Source organism: Sphingomonas telluris, from assembly GCF_022568775.1.
GTDB lineage: Bacteria > Pseudomonadota > Alphaproteobacteria > Sphingomonadales > Sphingomonadaceae > Sphingomicrobium > Sphingomicrobium telluris.
In genome coordinates, this window is record NZ_JAKZHW010000001.1 from 280,055 (window position 1) to 300,852 (window position 20,798).

Below are 20,798 nucleotides of genomic sequence, written 5' to 3' on the forward strand. Positions count from 1 at the left end.
TAGCGTCGCGATATTTGGTGCAACCTCCGCCATCGCCGAGCAGGTGGCGCGGCTGTACGCAGCGAAAGGCGCGAGGATCTTCCTCGCCGGGCGTCAGCGGGAGCGGTTGGATACGATCGCGCAGGACCTCCAGGTTCGGGGAGCGTCCGCCGTTTCGACCTACGGCGTCGACTTCGACGATGTCGCGGCCTTCGGCCCGATGGTGGAGGCCTGCGGCTCTCCCGACCGGACTCTCATCGCTTACGGCACGCTGCCCGACCAGCAGGGCGCGGAGGGCAGCGCAGACCTCACCGCCAAAGCGCTGCTCACGAACTTTACCAGCCCGGCCGTCCTCCTGAACCTGCTGGCGGACCGTCTTCACTCCGGCGCTGCGGTCGCAGTAATCACCTCCGTCGCAGGCGAGCGCGGGCGGCAGAGCAATTACGTCTATGGCGCGGCTAAGGGCGGGCTCAGCCGCTTCCTCGAGGGCCTTCGCCACCGTCTCGCGCCCAAAGGCATTCGCGTGATCGATGTCCGCCCGGGCTTCGTCGATACGCCGATGACCGACGGCATGGACAAGAAGGGGCCTTTGTGGGCCAAGCCCGAGCGCGTCGCGCGCGACATCGAGAAGGCGCTCGAGCGCCGCGACGGGCCGATCCACACCCCGTGGTTCTGGTGGGGTATCATGGCGATCATCACGCGCGTTCCCGCCCGCATCTTCCACAAGACAAAGCTCTAGCGGGGGAGGGCGCGCAATCCGCCAGACCCTCACCCGAACCGAGCTCACGCTTCGCTATGCCTTGTTCGCGGGCGTCGCCATCGCCGCGAACCTGGCCGCGCAAGCCTTGGTCTTCGCGGTCTACACAGGGCCGTTCCCGCTTGCTGCTGCCCTCGCAGTCGGGACGATTGTCGGCCTGGTCGTAAAGTTCGAGCTGGATCGCCGCCTCATTTTCTACGCGCCCCAGCAGGATGCCGCCGCGACCGGCGCCACCTTCTTCTTCTATGCCTCCACGGGCCTCATCACGACGGCGCTGTTCTGGGGCACGGAGACGCTGGTGCACTTAGCCTCGGGCGGAGCACCGGGCTCGCAATATGTCGGCGGTTTCATCGGCCTCACGGCGGGCTATGTGCTGAAGTACCAACTGGACAAGCGCTATGTCTTCCGTGGCTGAGATGTTGCGGTAACCTGGTAGAGGATGCTCTCCGGACTGTCCCAGATCACGCGAAGATCGGACGGGGCGACGAATGTTCCGCGCAGAGGCTTGATGAGCCAAACGTATTGGAACGCTCTTCTCGGGAATTGATCGAGGCTCTCCTGCGTCGTTCGCGCTGCCTCGTTGCTCGCGCGTCTCTCATGATTGAGTCGAGCAGTACAACTTGGCGAGAAGACCAACGCGGAGCTCACGTCTTCGAAGGGCACGGCTTTCCCATATTTAATGCTGAGCAGCTGAGCGCCCGGAAGATCCCACTGATCGTTCGAGAATCCAAATCGTCGTGAGATTACGAGCGCGCCCCAGTGCCAATGGCGCGGCAAAGCCCAGGGTTCGTCACATGCAGCGGAAGCCAGAGTCAGAACAGCTGAACCGGGCCGAACGAGTTGAAGCCCTTGTGACGAGCGGCGCAGCTCGGCATCCGCGATAGAAAAACTGATTGTATTTCCGATCAGACGACACGCGATGAACACCAACCCTAAGCTCGCGACCAGAGCCTCCGCCTTTGCGTCCTGTGTGCGGAAACGAATTGCGACTATTGCCACGATGATGACGTAGGGCACCAAGCGCATGTCCGCATGGGCCGAGCCAAAGAGCTTGTAGGGAAGCGCTACGAAAGTCACCGCGAGCGCGATTGTCGGGATAGTCATTCGCCGGGAGAATTCCAGCTTTGGGTCGAACATTGCGGCGCTAATCACGACCAGTGCAACAGCGACACTCACCGCATCCCAGACGAGCCAGCGGTCCCTCAGCGCCGATGCAACGGTCAGAAGTTTCCACGTGAGCAGGTAGGTCGTTGTGTCCCCGGCTACTTCACCGGTCCGCCAGAGGATCATCATCGCAAATGGAAGCGATAACGGTAAAGATTGGAGCACGGAGCCGCGCATCGCCGCTGCCCACGAAAGGCCTTCATCGCGTTGCCTGACGACTTCCGCACCGAAGGCCAAGAGTCCGAGGAAGCCCCAACCGAACACGTGCACGATCCACAAAACGCAGGATATTGGTGCAAAGATGATGGCGCGGAGTCGGAGCTTCCCCAGCTTGCTCAACCGTAGCCAAAGAGCGAACGCTAAGAATGCTAGTCCGATCGAAAGAGCGAAGTTCGTGAAGCCGTAGTTGAAAGGGAAGCCATAGACGAAGGGTACGGCGAAAAGCGCCGTCGGAGGCACTCGTCCATGCAGCTCTCTCCCAACTGCGAAGATCCCGAAAACTGTCAGGACCGGGATGAAGGCCACGATAAGCTTCACCGCCAACTCAAGTCCAAAAATCGGCGCGAGCCCAACGACGAGCAGGTCGATCCCTAAATTGCCGATCAACGTCCAATGGAAATCGTAGTAGCGTTGCAGATCGGCAGATGAGTGCAGGTCTAATTCGACGCGATATCGGCCAATGTGACCAGGCAGGTCCACTAGCGGCGCAACTTCGGGCCAAAGCAACGGGACAACGCTGAGCAACGCCAGCGTAAAAAGGAATGTGGGGCCCTCCCACCAGCGCCCCGTTCCAAATGATGAGACCCCAGCGATCAAACGCGTCTCCACCCGAGGCTTCGTTTTCCATATCGGCCGCGCGTGAATTGGCTCGTGTCTGGTTGCATGACGAAACCATCCACTGCTGCCGCAAGTACCAGCAGAGCCATCGCGAGGAATCGGAATGGGAACGCAGGAAGGCCCAGCCAGATGAAGCCGGGCACGAACAGGAACACAAGGATTGCCGAAGCCGACCATCGGCGTTTTGCAATCAGCGCTGGCGCGGCGGGTGCGAAAATCGCGAACTCGTAACCCATGGCATGAGCCGAGCCGACCAGTCCTGCGGCCGCTGCAAGGACAAATGCCTCAACGAGATTGCCTCGCCGCAGTGCCCCCGCCGCGATGCCTGTGCCTCCAGCCAAAGCAAACATGCGAACCCATAGCGGGAGGCCGAACGCAATCTCATTGCGTCGGAGCAAAGGATTTCCTTCGTGTAGGCTGAGGAAACCAGGCAGCGTCCTGATCCACTCCACCCACTGCATTGGACCGAACATTATTGCCGACAACAGTGCCGACGCTGCGACCGTGCCGATAGCGACCGCAACCAACGTCCATCTGCGATCAATCGACAGCGCCAGTAAGAAAGCGAGCGCGATTTGCGGCTTGAGGCACAGTGCAAATCCCAGAAAGATTCCGGCGACCGTTGGACACCGAATGAGCAGGAAGCATCCCAGAAGGGCGGCGCCCTGCAGGACCGAAGTCTGGCCACCCGGAATTGCCCAAAGAACCGGAGGAGTCAGAAGCAGGAGCGGTGCCCACTTCGATCGTGATGCAAGCGCCATCGCGGCAGCGGAAAGGACGCCCCACAACGTCAGCGCAAATCGCATGGGCAGCAATGCGAGCCCGCCGAAAATCGGAAGTGCCGTCGGTGGATAAACGAAGGCGACCGGGTATCGTGATTCCCAGTTCAACGCAGTGCGGAGGGATGCCTGATCATAGGGATTTGCCCGCTGCATCCCCGTCCACATCATCGCGAAGTCGGGCCGATGGGTCGGCAAAGAGGAGATGTACCAGACGAAGCATCCGGCGAGGAGCGCCGTAAGACAGGCCGTAGCACCTAGAATTACGCGGTCACGGGACATTTCGCCTCCTCAGCGATACTCGCCAGCAATTCCGACCGTCGACGCCACCTCACCATCACGAGCGACGCTGCAAACGGGGCCAGCCATATGATGCGGCTTTGGTAGCGGTCGTGCACGTCGGACAGTGCTCCGGCCATTGCCGCGTTCGCGACAAGGCACAGGACGAGCGTCGCGAGCAGGCTCGTCGCGAGCGTGTCGCGCCTGCGAACGGCCAGGAAGAGCAGGGGAAGGAGCAGCAGCAGTCCGACAGTTGCGACCGTGCCCGTGACCAGTCGGATCGGAGTTCTGGGCAATCCATCCGTGAGCTGGCGAGAGGAACGCACGGACTCGATCAGGTTCGGCCGCCAGTCGAACAGCTTGAGGTTCCCGCAATTCTCCGGGCACTCGTCGTCGAGCGCCTGGTAATGAACGAACTGGTCCGCAGTCGCTTTTGTAGCGACCCGCGCAAATTCGACCGGCTGCTCCTTGAGGCTGCCGTTCGCCGCCTGGGAAACCATGTCGACCCAGAGCCAGCTGTCCGGCTCACCCTTCCTCTTGTTGATCCGGTCGTAGAGCGGGGAGGGCTCTTTCCCCCATAGAAGCTCCTGACTGTCTCGCGGAATTTCAGGCCGAATGTCGCAGAGCGGCTTGGGCGCATCGACCCCGCAATGGCGATCGAACCAGCGCGGGACGAGGCCGTCTTCATTCAGACGCGCGAAGAGAAAATAGCCGCCGAGAGGCGACGGGCTCCAGCGATTGAAATAGGCGCCATAGACGGCAGTGTGCGCAGACAGCACGGCGGCGATCGTCAGCGCGGCTGCCATGGCTCTCTTGGCGATCTCCTTGATAGTGGCTCCGCCGACGGCGCAAACGATCTGGGTTGCAACGACTGCAACGGCAATGAGCCCGACGTGCGTGTAGTGAACGAGCGCCAGCACGGCAGTCGCCAGCCACATCAGCGGGGTGCCCGGATCGGCGAGATTTCGCGATGCCGCCAGCCAGGCCAGCAGAATGAGCGCGCCGGTGAAGGCATCGGGCATCAACTGCGTCGCGTGCAGCGACAGGCTGGTGAGGAGGGCGATCGGCGCGATCAAAGCGAAAATCAGCCAACCTCGCGACCGAGGCAAGAGCTTCCTGCAAGCCGCGACGAGAACTGTCGCAATAATTGCCGCCTGCATGACGATGGCCAGCCATACACCGGGCGGTCCGTCGAGGCTCCGAAGGGCCGGCGCGAGCAGCAACCCGTAAAATCCTGCTCGATCGATCGGCCAGCTGTCGGCGTAAGCCACGCTCAAGTAGGCGGACGTGTCTGGGAAGACGAAGGGGAAGCGATTGTGCATCGCCGGGAGCAGCAGCACGGCCGTGACCGCCGCGACGGTCACGACCTGAGGCATCCGGCCCGGTTTCGCGCGAGTGGATACCGCCAATTTCATCGCGGCTCACGCGCCCGGCGGTGCTGCTGATCTAGGCTTGCGATGAGACTGACCATCAAGGCCGGAAGGATGGAAAGGCTGTTGAGAGCAAAAAGGGGCGCGGCAATCAGAAGGCCCTGCAACGTGCCGCTCAGCAGACCCATCGTCAGCACCGGAGCCAGCGTCGCGAGGTCGTAACGCATGCCGTAGGGCGAGGCGAGAAGGCTGCCGATCACAACAGCAGAGAGGCGAAGCTTCAGGTCGTCGGTCTTGAACGCGAGCCAGACGGCGCCGGTGCTTGCGATGACTCCGGCAAACTGGAGAGCGACGATTGCCGTCGGAGCCATCCCAAGGACGTGCCCGGCCATCGAAGGCGTCGCTCCGAGCCTATACAGCCCATGCCATTCGATCGCGTCGCGAAATCTACCCAACGCCGCGACCCATTCGCCCCAGGCGCTCGGGCCGAGGACAAAGCTGGCAATGACAACGGCGGACAGGCTGCCAAGAAAGAAGCCGAGCGCAGTCCAGTGACGGCCGGATACAAGCGCGACGGGAACCAAGAGCACGCTCTGCGGCTTGAGTGCGGCTGCAATGCCGGCGAGTGCCCCGGCAAGCCGCGGGCGCTTTTCGACGAGGCTAAGGCACCAGATCATGAGCGATGCGACGATCAGCGTGGTCTGGCCCAGGATGAGGACTAGGATCACGTGCGGCGTGCAAAGCGCCAGGGGTGCGGCCCAGCCCGTCGCCACTCGCCTGACCGCGCTCCAGAACGCTAACGCGCTTACCGCGAGCCATGACCAATAGGCCGCCCAGAACGGCAGCAGTCCGAACGGGATCAGGAAGAGGAGCGTCGTTGGCGGGTAGGGGAACGGTCGAGGCCCGCGCGACGGATCGACGGCCCAAGCCTGCTGACCCGTCAGCGCGATCGTGTCGTAGACCTTGGGCGCGTCGTCGAGCGCCATTCGCGCCGCCGTCCAGAATACGGTGAAATCGGGAAGCACGCTCCACAGCAACAGTCGCGGCATGAGCAGGATCAGGGTCACGGTAAGGCAAAGCGTTGCCCCGACGATTCCGATCGCCTGATACAAGCGTCTGGATTGCAGCATGTGAGCAGCCCCCGCACCTGTGTGCCAGCCGCCGCGCCGCTAGGGAAGCATGGGAACAAAAGAGTTTCCGCTTATTTACCTAGTCGAAAGGTGCACCGGTGTAGCCGGAGCACATGCTTAGGCTAGAGGCAGACCGAGTGCTCCGGATCTATGAGGGCCGCCTGCGCGCACGGGCGGCAAGCATCCTACTATCGCTCGAGGGCCGCCTCGATCGCATCATGCAGGGCTGGCTGCTTCTTGCGGGCCTCGCCTGTGCCGCGCGTATCGCCACGAGCCCCATCCGGGGTCCGCTGGATGCCGGCACGATCGGTCCTTACCTGCTTCTGATCGTCGCGCCTTTCGCGTCGATGGTCCTTGCGCTCCGCTGGTTCGCGGAAGGTGACAGGTTGCCGCAGCCGGCTACACGTCTCGCCCGCATCGGCCGCTGGAATAACCTCGAGCTGAACGCGGCGAGGCAGCATCCGCTCTACGGTGCGAACGGCATCATGGTTTCGCTGCTCATCGGCATGCTGATCAACGTGCCGGTCCGCGCCGCTGAATATCTAGCGGCAATGCCCGCGCTCACGGGCAAGGTCCCCGCCTGGCTGTCGACCCTGAACCTTCTGATGACCATGGACGTGGTCGTCTTCACCAGCCTCTACACTGTCGCTTTCGTGGCGGCTCTTCGTCGGGTTCCGCTATTCCCGCGGTTGCTGGCCGCGATCTGGATCAGCGATCTCGCCATGCAGATCGTGACCGCCGAGATCGTCGCCGGCACGCCGGGCCTGCCGACGAAGGTGGCTGGAGCGCTTCACGCCTTGCTGGAAGGCAATGTGAAGAAGGTGCTGATTAGCGCCGCGCTATGGCTGCCGTACCTGCTGCTCTCGCGGCGGGTGAACGTGACTTATCGGCACCGCGTACCTGCCTGACCCGCCCGAGTCGTTCGGGTAGCAAAAACAGACGTAAAATGTTGTGGTTAGCAGCCGGGTCTTCCTGTGCTGTCGGGGCGACATTTTCGTCCTGATTCGGGACAGAAATCGGTTTCGTCCTTGATCGCGTTGGAAAAGAAAACGAAGCCAACTCAGTGTCTTAGGAGATTTCAACGTTAACTTCGGCTTAACAACAATTAAATCCCTATGCTTGACAAGGTGTTAACTCAGGCGCAGCCCTTGTGCATCCGAGCGGCCTTGGGGGGCAGTTCGACGGTGTTGGGTAAGCGGTTGCGTGTTCGCCGCTACACAGTCGAAAAATGGCTTTCGCCACCTTCCTCACCTGTCGCCCGGTGCGTCCGTGCAGTGCACGGGAACGAGGGAAGGAACAGATCAATGAAGACCTTTATCAACATGCTGCGGGACGAGTCCGGCGCTTCGGCTGCCGAATACGCGCTCATTCTCGCGATCGTCGGTTCTGCGATTGCACTGGCGGCTATTTTCCTGGGTGGCACGATTTCGACGGCCCTCAACGAAGCAAGCACCTGCATCAGCAGCAACGGCAGCACCTGCAGCTAAATCTTGTCGATAGGGCCGGCTAAGGTCGGCCCTATCGCCTTGCTTGCGGGTGGTCCCCGATGGACCTTGAAACGCCCGCTTAGCAGAGTGTCCGATTTGAGTTAGACTGACGGTCGTGGGGGCCTTGGGACATGAGACGTCAAACGGTAATTGCACTCGCAGTCGCCCTGGTTCTGGGCCTGCTGGCCGTCTATCTCGCCAACATCTTCTTGAGCGCCAACGAACGTAAGGCTCAGCAAGCCACGGCCAACATGGTCAAGGTGGCGGTCGCTGCGGTCCCGCTCGATTACGGCGTCGATATCTCTCCGGATAAGGTGAAGTTTGTCGACTATCCGTCGACCAGCATCCCGGCCGGAAGCTTCAACAATTACGCGCAGCTCGCGCCCGAAGGAAAACGACGGGTCGTCCTGCGTCCGATGACGGTCAACGAGCCGATCCTGGCGACCAAGCTCGCCGGTGAAGGCCTTGGCCCGTCGATCGCCTATCTGTTGCCGGACGGTATGCGGGCAGCCGCGGTCCGGATCAACGACGTCTCGGGCGTCGCCGGCTTCATCCAGCCGAGCGACTCTGTGGACGTCCTCATCACACGCAACCAGAGCGCCAACGGCAGTACGCAGGCGACCGACGTTCTGCTTCAGAACATTCGCGTGATCGCGATTGACCAGAACGCACAGGGTGCGAACGGTCAGCCGGTGCTCGCCAAGACGGCGACGCTGGAAGTGTCGCCGACGGACGCACAGAAGCTCGCGCTCGCCCAGCAGGTCGGCGCGCTCAGCCTCGTGCTCCGCAAGCCTGGCCAGGAACAGGACAGCGGCCGCGTTGCGACGGTCAGCATGAACGACCTGCGCTATTCCTATTACAGCGGTGCGCGCGTCACGCCGGCCGCGCAGACGGAGCCCGCGCCGCGTGTCTCTGTTACAACTGCTCCGCGCCGCGCCATCGTGCGGCGTCCAGCGCCAGTCGCAGCTCCTGCCCAGCCGCGGCCGATCAGCAATAGTGTTGAAGTCGTCCGGGGGACTCAGGGCAGCAACTATGAGGTGGGGGGATATGGCTCGTGATCGTTGGGGAAGGGTCGCGCTCGTAGCGACGGCCCTGGCCGCTGTTTGCGCTGCGGCGCCGGCCGGCGCGCAGGCGAGTGCAATCAGTGTCGCCGAAGGTGTTCACGCCGGCGAAGTTGCTGTTCCGGTCAACAAGAGCCAGGTCATTCGGTCTGACAGGCCTTATGCTAAGGCGTTGATCGGCAACCCGGAGGTTGCGGACGTCCTGCCGCTGACTGACCAGTCGCTCTACGTTCTCGGCAAGAAGATGGGGACGACGAGCCTTACGCTCTACGATCGCAGCAACATGCTGATCGCCGTCGTGGACGTGGTCGTGGGTCCCGACGTCATCTCGCTTCGTCGCCAGCTCTCCGAACTCATGCCCGCAGAGGGCGTGGGCGCGCGGATTTCCAACGACTCGATCGTGCTTGAAGGTGTCGTGCCCGATGCCGTCGCGGCCGACCGCGCCGTCCAGATTGCCGAGACCTATGCTCCCGGCAAGGTCGTCAACATGCTCTCGCTGGGATCTGCCCAGCAGGTGATGCTCGAGGTGCGGTTCTCCGAGATCAAGCGTTCGGCACTCAAGCAATTGGGCGTCGGCGGCTTCCTTAGCGGTAGCGGCAACAACAACTTCCAGGGCGTGATCGGCGGCGGCGCAAGCCTAACGCCGGGCGGCGTCACGACGACGACCGTCACTGACCCCGTGACTGGTGTCATTACGCAGAACACGTCGCAGGGTGCTCCGGTGCTCCGCCTTGGTTCGATCGTGGACAGCTTCGGCATCCTCGGCCGCACGTTCCACATCCTGGGCCTCGACATCGACGCCACGCTCGACGCCCTCGAGCGGAAGGGCGCCGTGAACACGCTCGCCGAGCCGACCTTGGTCGCGCTTTCTGGCGAAACTGCCAGCTTCCTTGCCGGCGGCGAGTTCCCGGTCCCCGTCGTGCAGAACGCAGGCGGCGGCGGCGCAGCAGGCGGCGGAGGCACCAATGCCTTTACCGTCGAATGGAAGCCGTTCGGCGTCAGCCTGGCCTTCACTCCGACCGTTCTTGCCGACGGCGTGATCAACCTGGTGGTTGCTCCGGAAGTCAGCTCGATCGACCCGAGCGCCTCCATCGTGATCAACAACCTCACGATCCCCGGCGTGCAGACCCGGCGCGCGAAGACGACGGTTGAGCTGCGCGATGGCGAAAGCTTCGCCCTTGCCGGCCTGATCCGCAACGACTTCCAGGATACGGTGCGTCAGTTCCCGATCCTCGGTTCGCTGCCGATCATCGGATCGCTGTTCCGCTCGACGGGCTTCCAGCGCGAAGAGACGGAGCTGGTGATGATCGTCACGCCGCGGCTGGTTCGTCCGGTTCGCGCGGGTGGTGTGAAAGCCCCGACCGATCGTGTGCAGCAGCCGAACGAGGCGGATCTGTTCCTTCTCGGTCGTACCGACACCGGCGTCGCGCCGATCCAGGAGACCGGTCCGATAAACGCACATCGGCCTCCGCCTCCTCCTCCGCCGGCGGCTGCGCCGGGCGGATCCGCACAGCGCAAGCCCGTCGGTTTCGAGAAGGAGTATGGCCATGTTCTCTAGGCTGATTTGGGTCGCGCCAGTGGCTGTGCTCGTCGCGGGCTGCGCCGTCGACCCGGTAACCCAGTCCTACGATCCGAGCTTCGGCGAGGCGAACAAGTACAACAACGCGGTCCAGACGATTAATCCGGACCCGGTTTACGCCGCCGACTCCGCGCAGCCGGGCGACAACGGCGACGTCGGTGCGCATGCGGTGAAGCGCTATCGCACCGATACCGTGAAGGCGATCGAAACGATGGAGACGACTAGCGGGTCCAGTGGCGGCGGCCCTAAGTGAGGATAGGGGACGATGGCAGGCTTTCTCGGAAGGCTGCTTCTCGATGACAAGGGAAGCGTAGCACCAACGGTTGCGCTGTCGCTCGTCGCATTGATCGCGGCGGGCGGCATTGCCTTCGATTACGCCCGCGTCGCCTCAATGGACACGGAGCTCCAGAACGCGGCCGACCAGGCCGCGCTCGCCGCTGCAAGCCAACTCGACGGACAGGCCGGCGCATGCGCACGCGCCGCAGCGGCGGCCGCGAGCCTGCTGACCAACCGGACATTGTTCGCGAACGAAGCGACCGGGGCACGGCCGGTTGTGGTGGCCAACGAGAGCGCCTGCGACGGCACGGGAAGCATCCAGTTCTACCAGAGCTACGACCAGGTTACCGATGTGCCGGGGACGGCGGCCACCACCGATGCGGGTGCCAAGGTGGTTCTCGTCTCCGTAAATCCTCGTGAGGCGTTCTATGCACTGACTCCGATCGTCGGCGCCTTGCGGTCCGGCAACATCGGCGCACAGGCGATCGCCAGCCTTGGATCGGCGATCTGCAAGATGCCGCCCGTCATGATTTGCAACCCGGACGAAACGGGCGGAAACATTACCTTTAATCCGGCCGCTTATGTTGGCGATGGCTTGCGGCTGACGGCGGTCGGTGGCGGTAGCGGTACGTGGGCCCCAGGCAACTTCGGCTATCTCGACACCGGTGGCGGATCGAGTGGAGTGCCCGGTCTGCGCGAAGCGCTCGGCTGGAACACGCCTCCGGGTGACTGCATAGAGACGACCGGCGTGGACACGAAGCCTGGCGCGAACGTCGCTGTCACCGACTCCATCAATACGCGCTTCGACATCTTTGACAGCAATGTTTCCTGCCCGACCGGCGGCACTTGCTCGCCGTCGATCAACAGCGTGAAGGACGTTGTCCGTCCCGGCAACGCAAACGGTGGGAACGCTTGTAAGCTGCACAATCAGGGCTGGCAGCTTTCCAGCAATTACTACGGCTCAGGGAATCTCCCAGTGGCAAATTCGACGCCAGGAGCGCTGACGGTAGCCAACACTCCAGATGCGATGGGTTATCCCCGCGATGAGTGCCATGCCGTCAGCAACAACGGTGTCTGCTCAGGCGGACGGATGGGTGATGGCGCGTGGGACCGCGACGCTTACTTCCGGGTCAACTACAAGCGCGCCGGCGTGACGCCTTACTGGTCCGGAGGCACGGGGGCAGGAACCTGGCAGTTCAATACTGGGCTCCCTGCGAATGCTACCCGCTACCAGGTATACTCCTGGGAAATGGCGAACCGCGGGACGACGGTGGACGGCGTCTCGGTCCTGGGATCGAGAATCGCCAGCGGCAGTGGGGGCGGTGCGCTGACGTCCTATGGCTCACCGCAATGCGGCACCGGCCAAGTTCCGAACAGCACGACTCCCGACCGCCGGCGTATCTCGGTCGCCGTTGTGAATTGCGTTGCGGAGAACGTGCACGGCAATTCCACGAACGTCCAGGTCGTGAAGTGGATCGACGTGTTCCTCGTCGAGCCCTCGCTCAACCGCGAGCGCACGAACAATGGCGACATGTACGTAGAGATCATCGGGGAAACCCAATCGGGCGGGAATGGGCAGGTCGCCGGTCAGGTGATCAAGCGCGATGTCCCGTATCTGATCCGATGATACACGCGTCGCGCCTCCTCAGGAACCGGAGCGGGAATGCAGCCGCCGAGATGGCTCTCGTGATGCCGTTGCTCCTCATCATCATGATGGGCTCGGCCGAGGTCGGGAATTACTTCATGAACGAGCACACGCTCGTAAAGGCGGTTCGAGACGGGGCGCGCTATGCAGCTCGCCAGAGCTTTACCAATTACACCGGATGCAGCGGCGCGCCCGGCGGCACGGTGGTCGCAGATACGCGGAATGTTGTCGTGAACGGTTATCTTTCCGGCGGGACACGGATGACGCCGGGCATCGTGGCGACCGACGTCAATCTCGCCGTCAGCTGCGTTTCTGCAGCGGGCGGCCAGAACATGCTGGGCATCTACCGCAGCAGGTTTGGGGCCACGTGCAATGGAAGTTCGGCGGGTGGCTGCGCGCAGGTCGTGACGGTCACCGCCCAACTGACTTATCGCCCGATCCTTGCAAGCTTCGGCTTCAGGGGCGTTGGCGTTCCGCTGAACGCATCGTCTCAAGCTGCGGTAACCGGGGCATGAGCAAGCTCCGCCTCCTTAGCGAGCGCGGCGGAGCCGCTGGCGCGGAATTCGCGCTTCTTGTTCCGCTGCTGATCCTTCTGCTGTTCGGGATCATCGACGTCGGCCGCTGGATGTATCTGTACAACCGTGCCGACAAGGCGACGCAGATGGGCGTCCGGATGGCAGCCGTCACCTATCCTGTCGCTGGCGGCAGCAACTTGGCGACGGGCGTTAATTCTTCCTATCTCGGCGTTGGCGGCCTGACCCAAGGCGATTCGATCCCGGCATCGGCCTTCGGCAAGATCACTTGCACCAACACGGCTTGTACCTGCACGACGAGCCCCTGTCCGACTCTCGGCACGTTCAGTAACGCTGATTTCCTGACTGTTTACAATCGGGTACATGCATTCCTGCCGGAGGCTCAGCAGTCGAACGTCACAATCGAATATTCATCTTCCGGGATTGGCTATGCGGGTAATCCCAATGGTCCCGATCTGGCACCGCTCATCACCGTTCGGTTGTCGGGTCTTCAGTTTCGACCGATGATCGCCTTGGCCGTCCCCACGATGAACATGCCCGACTTCCATGCGTCGCTGACGTTCGAGGACGGCACCGGGGCTCAATCGAATTGAGGCAATGGAAAAGATGTCTGTGATCAACCCTAACGAGACCGCGGGAACCTGGAGAGCGCACAAGCGTGAATCCGCGCTCGAGCTGTTCCTCAGCGGAGCCTCGGGTGATGCCGCAGACCTGATGGGCGCTCGCGTCGCGGGTTTCCCCGTCAGCCTCAACATCGCCGCGATCGAGGACGCGATCGATCCGGAAATGCTCGCCACGGCCTCCGCGGCCGTCGTCGAAGTCGATCCGAGCCGGCCAGGGTCGCTCAAGCGGTTTGAAAAGCTCGCAGCCTCGACCCGCACGCCCCTGGTCGCAGCCGCTTACGATCCTCCGCTGGCGTTGGTTCGTGCGCTGGTGCGGGCCGGTGCCCACGACGTGGTGCCGCTGCCGCTCGACATTGCCGATCTGGAGACTTCGCTTCTCCCGATCCGTGACGAGATCATGCGCCGGAATTCGGCCGCGCACTCGGCCAACGGCAAGCTCATCTGCGCGATCAAGAGCGTCGGCGGCATCGGTGCGACCGCCCTCCTGACGCAGCTCGCGATTCGCGCAGCCGAGAACGAAGCAAGGGCCGGCCGCGAGGTTTGCCTGTTCGATCTCGACCTCCAGTTCGGCAACGCCGCGTTCCAGCTCGGCCTGAGCCCGAACCTGACCATCTTCGACCTGGTCGAAGCTGGCGAGCGCCTCGACGGCGATCTGCTGCGTTCGACGATGACGGAGCATCCCAGCCGTCTCAAGGTCGTCGCGGCTCCCAATTCGATGATGCCGCTGGATGCGATCTCCAGCGAGCAGGCCATCGAGATCATCGAGCTCGCGAAGAACGAGTTCGGGACGGTGTTCCTTGACCTGCCGTCCAACTGGACGAACTGGTCGCTCTCGCTGCTGGCCCAGGCGGACCTCGTCCTACTGCTGACGGAACTCAGCGTTGGGGGCCTGCATCGTGCGCGCCGGCAGCTCGACCTGCTGCGCGAGCAGGAACTCAGCAGCGTCGACCTCCGCGTCGTCGTGAACCGGTTCGAGAAAGGCCTCATGAAGACGGTGAAGGCCGGCGACGTGCAAAGGGCACTCGGCCGCGAGGTTTCCTATACGATCGCGAACGAGCCGCAGGTGATGCATCCGGCAACCGAGCGCGGCGTCCCGCTCGCGGAGATCAAACGCAAGAGCGCGATCGGCAAAGACATAGACATGCTCGAGTCCGGCATCGCCGCCGCACTGGGCCGGGAGCGCTAGGACATGTTCCAGGTACGAAAGTCGGCAAAAAGCGTTTCCGCGGAAGCCCCGAAGACAGCCGAAGAGCTTCGGCTCGTCACCGTCGGAGACGCCGGCGCCTTCGCCAATCGCGACACGCACACCGACCTCAAGGTCGAGCTGCACCAGCGGCTCCTGGACCTCATAAACTTGCAGGCGCTCGACCAGATGTCGCGCGCGCAGATCGAGGCCGAAGTCGGCGATATCGTCTACGAACAATTGTCCAAGCAAAACCATGCGCTCAACAACAACGAGCGCAAGGCGCTGGTCAGCGACGTCCTCGACGAGCTTCTCGGCCTCGGGCCGATCGAGCCGCTGCTCAAAGACCCAACGATCACCGACATCCTGATCAACGGATATTCGCAGGTCTTCGTCGAGCGTTACGGCGTGCTCGAGCATACGAACGTCCGCTTCAAGGACGAGAAGCACCTGTTCCGGATCATCCAGAAGATCGTCTCCGCAGTCGGACGCCGCATCGACGAGTCTTCGCCGATGGTCGACGCCCGCCTTGCCGACGGCAGCCGCGTGAATGCGATCGTCGCGCCGCTCGCCATCGACGGCGCGTCCATGTCCATTCGTAAGTTCGCCCGCGTGCCGATCAGCATGGACCGCCTGATCGAAATCGGCAGCGTTCCGAGCCAAGTCTCCGAGGTGCTGAGGGCGGTAGTGAAAGCGCGTCGCAACGTGCTCATCTCCGGCGGTACCGGTTCGGGTAAAACGACAATGCTGAACGCCATGTCGGCGTTCATAGACGGTCGTGAGCGTATCGTGACGATCGAAGACTCCGCCGAACTTCAGCTCCAGCAGGAGCACGTCGTGCGTCTCGAGACCCGTCCCCGGAACATCGAAGGCAAGGGCGAGATCACGCAGCGTGACTTGGTGAAGAACGCTCTGCGTATGCGCCCTGACCGGATCATCGTCGGCGAGGTTCGCGCCGGTGAGGCATTCGACATGCTTCAGGCGATGAACACCGGGCACGACGGATCGATGACCACCGTCCATGCCAACACGCCGCGCGATGCCTTGTCCCGTCTGGAGCAGATGATCGGCATGAGCGGCATCGACATTCCCGTGCGCTCCTCGCGCGCTCAGATCGCCTCGGCGATCAACGTGGTTATCCAGGTCGGCCGCCTAGCTGACGGTCGCCGCAAGCTGCTCAGCCTGTCCGAGCTGACGGGCATGGAAGGCGATGTCGTGACGATGCAGGAGATCTTCCGTTTCCGCCAAACCGGCGTGTCGCCGGAAGGCCAGGTCCTCGGCAAATTCGAAGCGACGGGCATTCGGCCGAAATTCATCGAACAAGTGATGGCGCACGGCGTGACCTTGTCCGCCGACCTGTTCCGTCCGGACGCGAAGATCGAATAGTGAACGAGACCTGGCTCAAAGCGCTCATCCTTGGCTGCACCTTCGGCGCGGTGCTGCTGCTGGTCGAACTGCTCGCCAACGGCCTCGCCAGCACCCGCAAATCGGGGAGGGCCATCAACCTTCGCCTGAAAATGATCGCCGAAGGACGGGACCGCGAGAGGACGATGAGCCTGCTTCGCCGCCGCGAGAGCAGCATTCCGTCCAACTTGCCGCCGGGCGTTCGTGCCATCGCCGAAAAGCTCGAGAAGACGCTCATCGCCGCTCAGGTCACGATTCCGACTGGGCGGCTGATGCTGATTGTCCTCCTCGCGCCGGTGGCAATCTTCTTCGCCATCATCCTGGTCATGATCCTGGCCGACATTCCCGTGGCCCTGGGCCGGCTGGTCATGATCGGCACGTTCGCGGTCGCGGTCGGCGCATTCATCCCGCTGATGTATTTCCAGTACAAGGCGACCAAAACTCGCAAGAAGATGGAGGAGCAGTTTCCGGTCGCGCTGGACGTCTTTGTTCGCGGGCTCAGGGCAGGGCATCCTATTGCGGCGGCGCTCGATCTCCTCACCGTCGAGATGGCAGACCCCATTGGCAGTCAGTTCGGCGTCGTCGTCGACGAAGTTACTTATGGCGCGGAGTTGCGCGATGCGCTTCAAGCGATGGCGGACCGTTGGGACCTCGACGACATGCGCATGTTCGTCGTGTCGCTGTCGGTGCAGAGCGAGACGGGCGGCAATCTCGCGGAAATCCTCGATAACCTTTCGACGGTCATTCGCGAGCGGCACTCGATGATGCTGAAGGTGCGTGCGCTCTCCAGCGAGGGGCGAATGACAGCAATCATGCTGACCATCCTGCCCGTATTTGCGTTCAGCTTCCTCTTCATCATGAATCCGGGCTTCTACCTGGACGTCGCCGATGATCGAGCATTCGTTCCCGGCTTTGTCATTCTCATCGTCATGTACGTGATCGGCTTGTACGCGATCCGGAAGATGGTCGATCTAAAGGTGTAATCGATGCAGCAGCTTGTTACCGATTATCCGCTGCTGAGGTTCGGCATCCTGCTGGCCCTTTTCGCGCTGGTCGCGGTTTGCGCTTACTTCGCAATCTCAGCCTTTGCAGCAAGACAGATGTCGCGGCGCAGGCTGGTTGATGGCCTCGACACACCCGGACACGCCATGGTTGGCGCGTCGCTGCGGTCGCAGCAGGCTGAGAGCGCTTGGTTGAAGCTCGTCAATGGCATCGAGAAGGCGGGCTTATCGCTTGTCGACACACGAGATGATTCCCTGCGCAAGAAGCTCGTGGCCGCCGGCTATACCGCCCCTTACGCGCCACGCCTTTACACGCTCATTCGGTTGGTCTTGATCTTTGGATTGCCGCTGTCGTTGTTCGGGCTGATGTGGTGGACGGGCACCGTCCCAAGCGTGTTCAAGATATATTTGATCGTGGTAATCGCAGCTGCCGCGGGATTGTACCTGCCGGCTGTTTTCATCGCGGCCAAGGCTGATCGGCGCCAGCGGGAGATCATCAATGGTTTTCCGGACGCTCTCGACCTGATGCTCGTTTGCGTCGAGGCCGGCCTTGGCATGGACGCAGCTTTCGCACGCGTCGGCATGGAGATGACGGATTCACATCCGCGGCTTGCCGAGCAATTCGGCGCAGTGGTCCTCGAACTCCGCGCGGGCCGCAGCCACGAGGACGCACTTCGTCGGATGGCGGACCGTGCGGGTGCGGAAGAGATCCGCGCGTTCGCCACGCTCCTTATCCAATCGTCGAAGCTTGGTTCGTCGATCGCGCAGACCTTGCGCGTCTACGCGGCAGAAATGCGTGAACGACGCAGGATGCGCGCGGAAGAAAAAGCACACCGGTTGCCGGTTCTACTGTCGGTGCCGCTCGTCGGGTGCATGTTGCCGGTGATGATCGGAGTTCTGATGCTTCCGGCCGTCATTCGCGTGATGCGCAACATGCTGCCTGCAATGTCGGGAGGATAGAATGAAACGGGGGGGCAAAGTCCTGGTTTCTACGGCGATCTTTGCGGTCGCTGCCTGCGGATCTGACGGCAAGCTTCAGGTCCGATCGCTTCCAACTCCACTGGGAAGCCAGCCGAAGCCTCTGTCCGTCAGGGTCGCCCAAGGACAGGCGGAGCTGAGGCTGGGCAACACGGCTCTTGCGCTGGAATCCTTCCGCAAGGCGAACCGCGACGATCCGAACAATATCGAAGCGCTCGCCGGCATGGCCGTCTGCTATGACCAGATGGGGCGGTTCGATGTTTCCCGCCGCTACTATGAGGCCGCTCTGGCTCTCGAGCCCGCTAACACCGAGCTGCTCGCGTTGCTCGCCAATTCGCTACAGGCGCAGGGCCTTACCGATCAGGCCGGGAAGGTCCGCCAGGAGATGGCGGCCCGGACTAATACCGCCCCGGCCCTCGCGGTCGCCGCGCCAAAGCTCGTCGAGAAGCTTGCGCCGGCTCCGGCAACCGCCGCATCGGAACTCGCGTTGCGTCCTGCGGGGCCAGCTGCAGCGCCGGAAATCGCAAGATTCACTGCAGGACCGGTGTCGACGGCGCCGAACCTGCCTGCTGCCTTGGTCGCGTCGAACATCAAGGTCGTGCAGGACCTGCCCGAACCTACGGTCGCCGACATTCCGCGCCCTGAACTGGAGGCGGAGCCGGTGCGCCTCGCCGCGGCCGACGTTCCCGCGGCGGTACCCGTGAACGCGCCCGTCGAGCAGTCCGTCAGGATCGAGGAAGAGCCCGCTTCGACGCCCGCGCCAGCGCCGGTGATCAAGTCAGCGGCTCTCGGTCCATCGGTCACGATCAAGCTGCCGCCCGCGCGCCGCGTCGAATCCCCGCCGGTCGTGCCGGCCGCCGCCAGAGCACCTGGCCCGGCTCAGGAAGAGGCGCCGATAACACCTCCTCAGGCGCCTGAGCCGACCCCGGTTCCGCAATACGTGGCGCTCCCGGAGCAGCTGAAAGCCTATGCCCGGCCGGTGCCGCGCCCGACGTTCGCGGAGAACCACGAGCCTCGGCTTGAGCGGCTGTCGATGGGCGAGATCGCCCTGATCACCGCTTCGAAGCCCGTGTGGCGAGCGACCACGCTTGAACGAACGGCGCAGAGCACGGCGGTGCGTTACGTGCCGCTTCGTGAAGCTTCGACGCTACCGACGAAGGTCCGGCTGCTGAATGCTGCGCGCGTCGACCGTCTCGCGGCGCGGACCCGTGCATGGCTTGCTGCTCGCGGCTGGCGCGGAATGGGCATCGGCGATGCGACTGCGACACGTCAGGCCAGCGTCATTCTCTATCCGGCGGACAAGCAGTGGCTTGCCCAGCGCTTGCGGGCGCAGTTCGGCTTCGCGACGCAGCGAGCATCCGTGACCCAGGTGACCGTGTTGCTAGGTAGCGACGCTGCCCGGCATCCTGCGCTTCGCCGACGCGGATGATCGCACTTCTCCTCGCGGTCGCTTTGGCGGGCGGAAAGCCGCATGCTCCGCCGCCAGAACCCGCACCCGTCGTTCAGCCTCTCAGCGAAGCGGCGCACGCCCTCGAGGCGGGACGGGTGGAACAGGCACGCCTGATGATCGCGAATGCGGTGAAGGCAGGGGCGAGGGGACCTGAGCTCGACCGCCTTTTGGCCGATCTCGCTTTCGCTTCCGGCGAGTACAAGGCAGCGCTGCCGCAATATTTGCAGCTGATCGTCACCGATCAGACCGATGGGCGGCTGTACGAGCGCGCGGGGATAGCTGCTGCCAAGTCCGGCGACGTAGCGCAGGCAACCAAGCTGCTCGACAAGGCGGTGAATTTCCCGACTGCCTCGTGGCGCGCCTGGAGCACTCGCGGCGCCATCGCGGATTATCGCAGCGACTGGGTGGTGGCCGACGAATCCTACGAGCGCGCGGCCACGCTCGCTCCCAACAGGGCAGAGGTCTTCAACAACATGGGCTGGTCCATGCTGATCCGCGGCCGTTGGGCTGAGGCGGTTCAGGCGCTGGAGCGCGCGGCCGCTCTCGATCCACGGTCGCAGCGGATCGCGGACAACCTTGAGTTGGCCCGCGCCGCGGTTAGCGAGGACCTGCCGCAGAAGCGGCGCGGTGAAAGCGACGCGGACTGGGCCGCACGTCTCAACGACGCGGGGGTCATCGCCAAGGTGCAGGGCAATAACAAGAAGGCCGTGGCCGCCTTCGCGCAGGCCATCGAAGTCCGCAGCCAGTATTACGCCCGGGCGGCAAACAACATGGCGCAGGTGGATCGCACTCGGTGAACCTCGTCGCCGAAGCGCCGCTATGGCTGGCGCTGGTTTTCACAATCCTCTTGATCGCTGCTGGCGCGGAGGACGCAGCGCGTCTCCGCATCTCGAACATCACAGTGCTGCTTGTGATCGTCTCGGCGATCGTCGCGGCCGTGGTCGTCGGTCCGCAGCTCAGCCTGTGGCAGAACCTGACCGTGTTTGCCGTCCTGCTGGCGATCGGGACGCCCTTGTTCGCGGCCGGAAAGCTGGGCGGCGGCGACGTGAAACTGTTCGCCGCGGCAGGTCTCTGGTTCAACCTGGGCGGCGGGTTTCGAATGGTCCTGGCGGTCGTGCTCGCAGGAGGCCTGCTGGCTCTCCTGATCCTGGCGCTGCGCCTGCCGAACTGGAGCGAAAAAATACGCCGCCGGGTCGTCTTGCTTCGACCCGGCGGCGGCATTCCTTACGGCGTTGCGATTGCCGCCGGAGCACTCATCGCAATGGCGCTCCAGCGATAATCGG

At 63.1% G+C, this 20,798-nt stretch carries 21 protein-coding genes; 17 read left to right on the forward strand and 4 right to left on the reverse strand.

What is annotated here, in order from left to right:
- Nucleotides 1-10 precede the first annotated feature (10 nt).
- Nucleotides 11-718 (forward strand): SDR family oxidoreductase, encoded by a 708-nt coding sequence (locus tag LZ016_RS01355; protein ID WP_366512906.1) that lies wholly within the window; start codon nucleotides 11-13, stop codon nucleotides 716-718.
- Between the two features lie 61 nt (nucleotides 719-779).
- Nucleotides 780-1,151 carry a GtrA family protein gene (locus LZ016_RS01360; protein WP_241445332.1) on the forward strand — a complete coding sequence of 124 codons (372 nt, stop codon included), beginning with the start codon at nucleotides 780-782 and terminating at the stop codon, nucleotides 1,149-1,151.
- On the opposite strand, the gene LZ016_RS01365 is transcribed toward LZ016_RS01360, so the two are convergent.
- The 4 genes from LZ016_RS01365 to LZ016_RS01380 are packed head-to-tail and all read right to left on the reverse strand — an operon-like array spanning nucleotide 1,133 to nucleotide 6,295.
- Nucleotides 1,133-2,716, reverse strand: coding sequence for a hypothetical protein (locus LZ016_RS01365; protein WP_241445333.1), 1,584 nt, complete (start codon nucleotides 2,714-2,716; stop codon nucleotides 1,133-1,135). The two genes, LZ016_RS01360 and LZ016_RS01365, sit on opposite strands and share 19 nt — an antisense overlap.
- On the reverse strand, nucleotides 2,713-3,798 hold the full coding sequence (locus LZ016_RS01370) for a glycosyltransferase family 87 protein (RefSeq protein WP_241445334.1): 1,086 nt from the start codon (nucleotides 3,796-3,798) through the stop codon (nucleotides 2,713-2,715). Before LZ016_RS01370 ends, LZ016_RS01365 begins: the two co-directional genes overlap by 4 nt.
- On the reverse strand, nucleotides 3,780-5,171 hold the full coding sequence (locus LZ016_RS01375; RefSeq protein ID WP_241445335.1) for a hypothetical protein: 1,392 nt from the start codon (nucleotides 5,169-5,171) through the stop codon (nucleotides 3,780-3,782). The genes LZ016_RS01370 and LZ016_RS01375 overlap by 19 nt, the downstream gene beginning before the upstream one ends.
- A gap of 35 nt (nucleotides 5,172-5,206) precedes the next feature.
- On the reverse strand, nucleotides 5,207-6,295 hold the full coding sequence (locus tag LZ016_RS01380) for a glycosyltransferase family 87 protein (RefSeq protein ID WP_241445337.1): 1,089 nt from the start codon (nucleotides 6,293-6,295) through the stop codon (nucleotides 5,207-5,209).
- Nucleotides 6,296-6,432: 137 nt separating this feature from the next.
- Here LZ016_RS01380 and LZ016_RS15615 point away from each other — a divergent pair, with 137 nt between their 5' ends.
- From LZ016_RS15615 to LZ016_RS01455, 15 genes are all read left to right on the forward strand, one after another.
- Nucleotides 6,433-7,203, forward strand: a complete 771-nt coding sequence (locus tag LZ016_RS15615; protein WP_241445339.1) for a DUF2569 family protein — start codon at nucleotides 6,433-6,435, stop codon at nucleotides 7,201-7,203.
- A gap of 396 nt (nucleotides 7,204-7,599) precedes the next feature.
- On the forward strand, nucleotides 7,600-7,782 hold the full coding sequence (locus LZ016_RS01390; RefSeq protein WP_241445341.1) for a Flp family type IVb pilin: 183 nt from the start codon (nucleotides 7,600-7,602) through the stop codon (nucleotides 7,780-7,782).
- 131 nt (nucleotides 7,783-7,913) lie between these two features.
- A complete protein-coding gene (gene cpaB, locus LZ016_RS01395; protein ID WP_241445344.1) occupies nucleotides 7,914-8,840 on the forward strand; it encodes a Flp pilus assembly protein CpaB in 927 nt (308 codons plus the stop codon).
- The gene (locus LZ016_RS01400; protein WP_241445345.1) at nucleotides 8,830-10,401 is read left to right on the forward strand and encodes a type II and III secretion system protein family protein; all 1,572 of its coding nucleotides are present in this window, start codon (nucleotides 8,830-8,832) and stop codon (nucleotides 10,399-10,401) included. Before cpaB ends, LZ016_RS01400 begins: the two co-directional genes overlap by 11 nt.
- Entirely contained in the window at nucleotides 10,391-10,675 is a 285-nt protein-coding gene (locus tag LZ016_RS01405) for a hypothetical protein (protein WP_241445346.1), read from the forward strand. Before LZ016_RS01400 ends, LZ016_RS01405 begins: the two co-directional genes overlap by 11 nt.
- Nucleotides 10,676-10,687: 12 nt before the next feature.
- Nucleotides 10,688-12,325, forward strand: coding sequence for a pilus assembly protein TadG-related protein (locus LZ016_RS01410; protein ID WP_241445347.1), 1,638 nt, complete (start codon nucleotides 10,688-10,690; stop codon nucleotides 12,323-12,325).
- On the forward strand, nucleotides 12,322-12,858 hold the full coding sequence (locus LZ016_RS01415; RefSeq protein WP_277622486.1) for a TadE/TadG family type IV pilus assembly protein: 537 nt from the start codon (nucleotides 12,322-12,324) through the stop codon (nucleotides 12,856-12,858). The genes LZ016_RS01410 and LZ016_RS01415 overlap by 4 nt, the downstream gene beginning before the upstream one ends.
- A complete protein-coding gene (locus LZ016_RS01420) occupies nucleotides 12,855-13,469 on the forward strand; it encodes a TadE/TadG family type IV pilus assembly protein (protein ID WP_241445349.1) in 615 nt (204 codons plus the stop codon). The genes LZ016_RS01415 and LZ016_RS01420 overlap by 4 nt, the downstream gene beginning before the upstream one ends.
- Nucleotides 13,470-13,473: 4 nt before the next feature.
- The gene (locus LZ016_RS01425; RefSeq protein WP_241445350.1) at nucleotides 13,474-14,685 is read left to right on the forward strand and encodes a CpaE/TadZ family protein; all 1,212 of its coding nucleotides are present in this window, start codon (nucleotides 13,474-13,476) and stop codon (nucleotides 14,683-14,685) included.
- Nucleotides 14,686-14,688: 3 nt separating this feature from the next.
- Nucleotides 14,689-16,068: a TadA family conjugal transfer-associated ATPase gene (locus LZ016_RS01430; protein ID WP_241445351.1), complete on the forward strand. Its 1,380-nt coding sequence runs from the start codon at nucleotides 14,689-14,691 to the stop codon at nucleotides 16,066-16,068.
- On the forward strand, nucleotides 16,068-17,069 hold the full coding sequence (locus tag LZ016_RS01435; RefSeq protein ID WP_241445352.1) for a type II secretion system F family protein: 1,002 nt from the start codon (nucleotides 16,068-16,070) through the stop codon (nucleotides 17,067-17,069). Before LZ016_RS01430 ends, LZ016_RS01435 begins: the two co-directional genes overlap by 1 nt.
- A 3-nt stretch (nucleotides 17,070-17,072) precedes the next feature.
- Nucleotides 17,073-18,047 carry a type II secretion system F family protein gene (locus LZ016_RS01440; protein ID WP_241445353.1) on the forward strand — a complete coding sequence of 325 codons (975 nt, stop codon included), beginning with the start codon at nucleotides 17,073-17,075 and terminating at the stop codon, nucleotides 18,045-18,047.
- Between the two features lies 1 nt (nucleotide 18,048).
- Nucleotides 18,049-19,494 (forward strand): LytR C-terminal domain-containing protein, encoded by a 1,446-nt coding sequence (locus tag LZ016_RS01445; protein ID WP_241445354.1) that lies wholly within the window; start codon nucleotides 18,049-18,051, stop codon nucleotides 19,492-19,494.
- Nucleotides 19,491-20,312, forward strand: coding sequence for a tetratricopeptide repeat protein (locus tag LZ016_RS01450; protein ID WP_241445355.1), 822 nt, complete (start codon nucleotides 19,491-19,493; stop codon nucleotides 20,310-20,312). The genes LZ016_RS01445 and LZ016_RS01450 overlap by 4 nt, the downstream gene beginning before the upstream one ends.
- The gene (locus LZ016_RS01455) at nucleotides 20,309-20,794 is read left to right on the forward strand and encodes an A24 family peptidase (protein ID WP_241445356.1); all 486 of its coding nucleotides are present in this window, start codon (nucleotides 20,309-20,311) and stop codon (nucleotides 20,792-20,794) included. The genes LZ016_RS01450 and LZ016_RS01455 overlap by 4 nt, the downstream gene beginning before the upstream one ends.
- Nucleotides 20,795-20,798 lie beyond the last annotated feature (4 nt).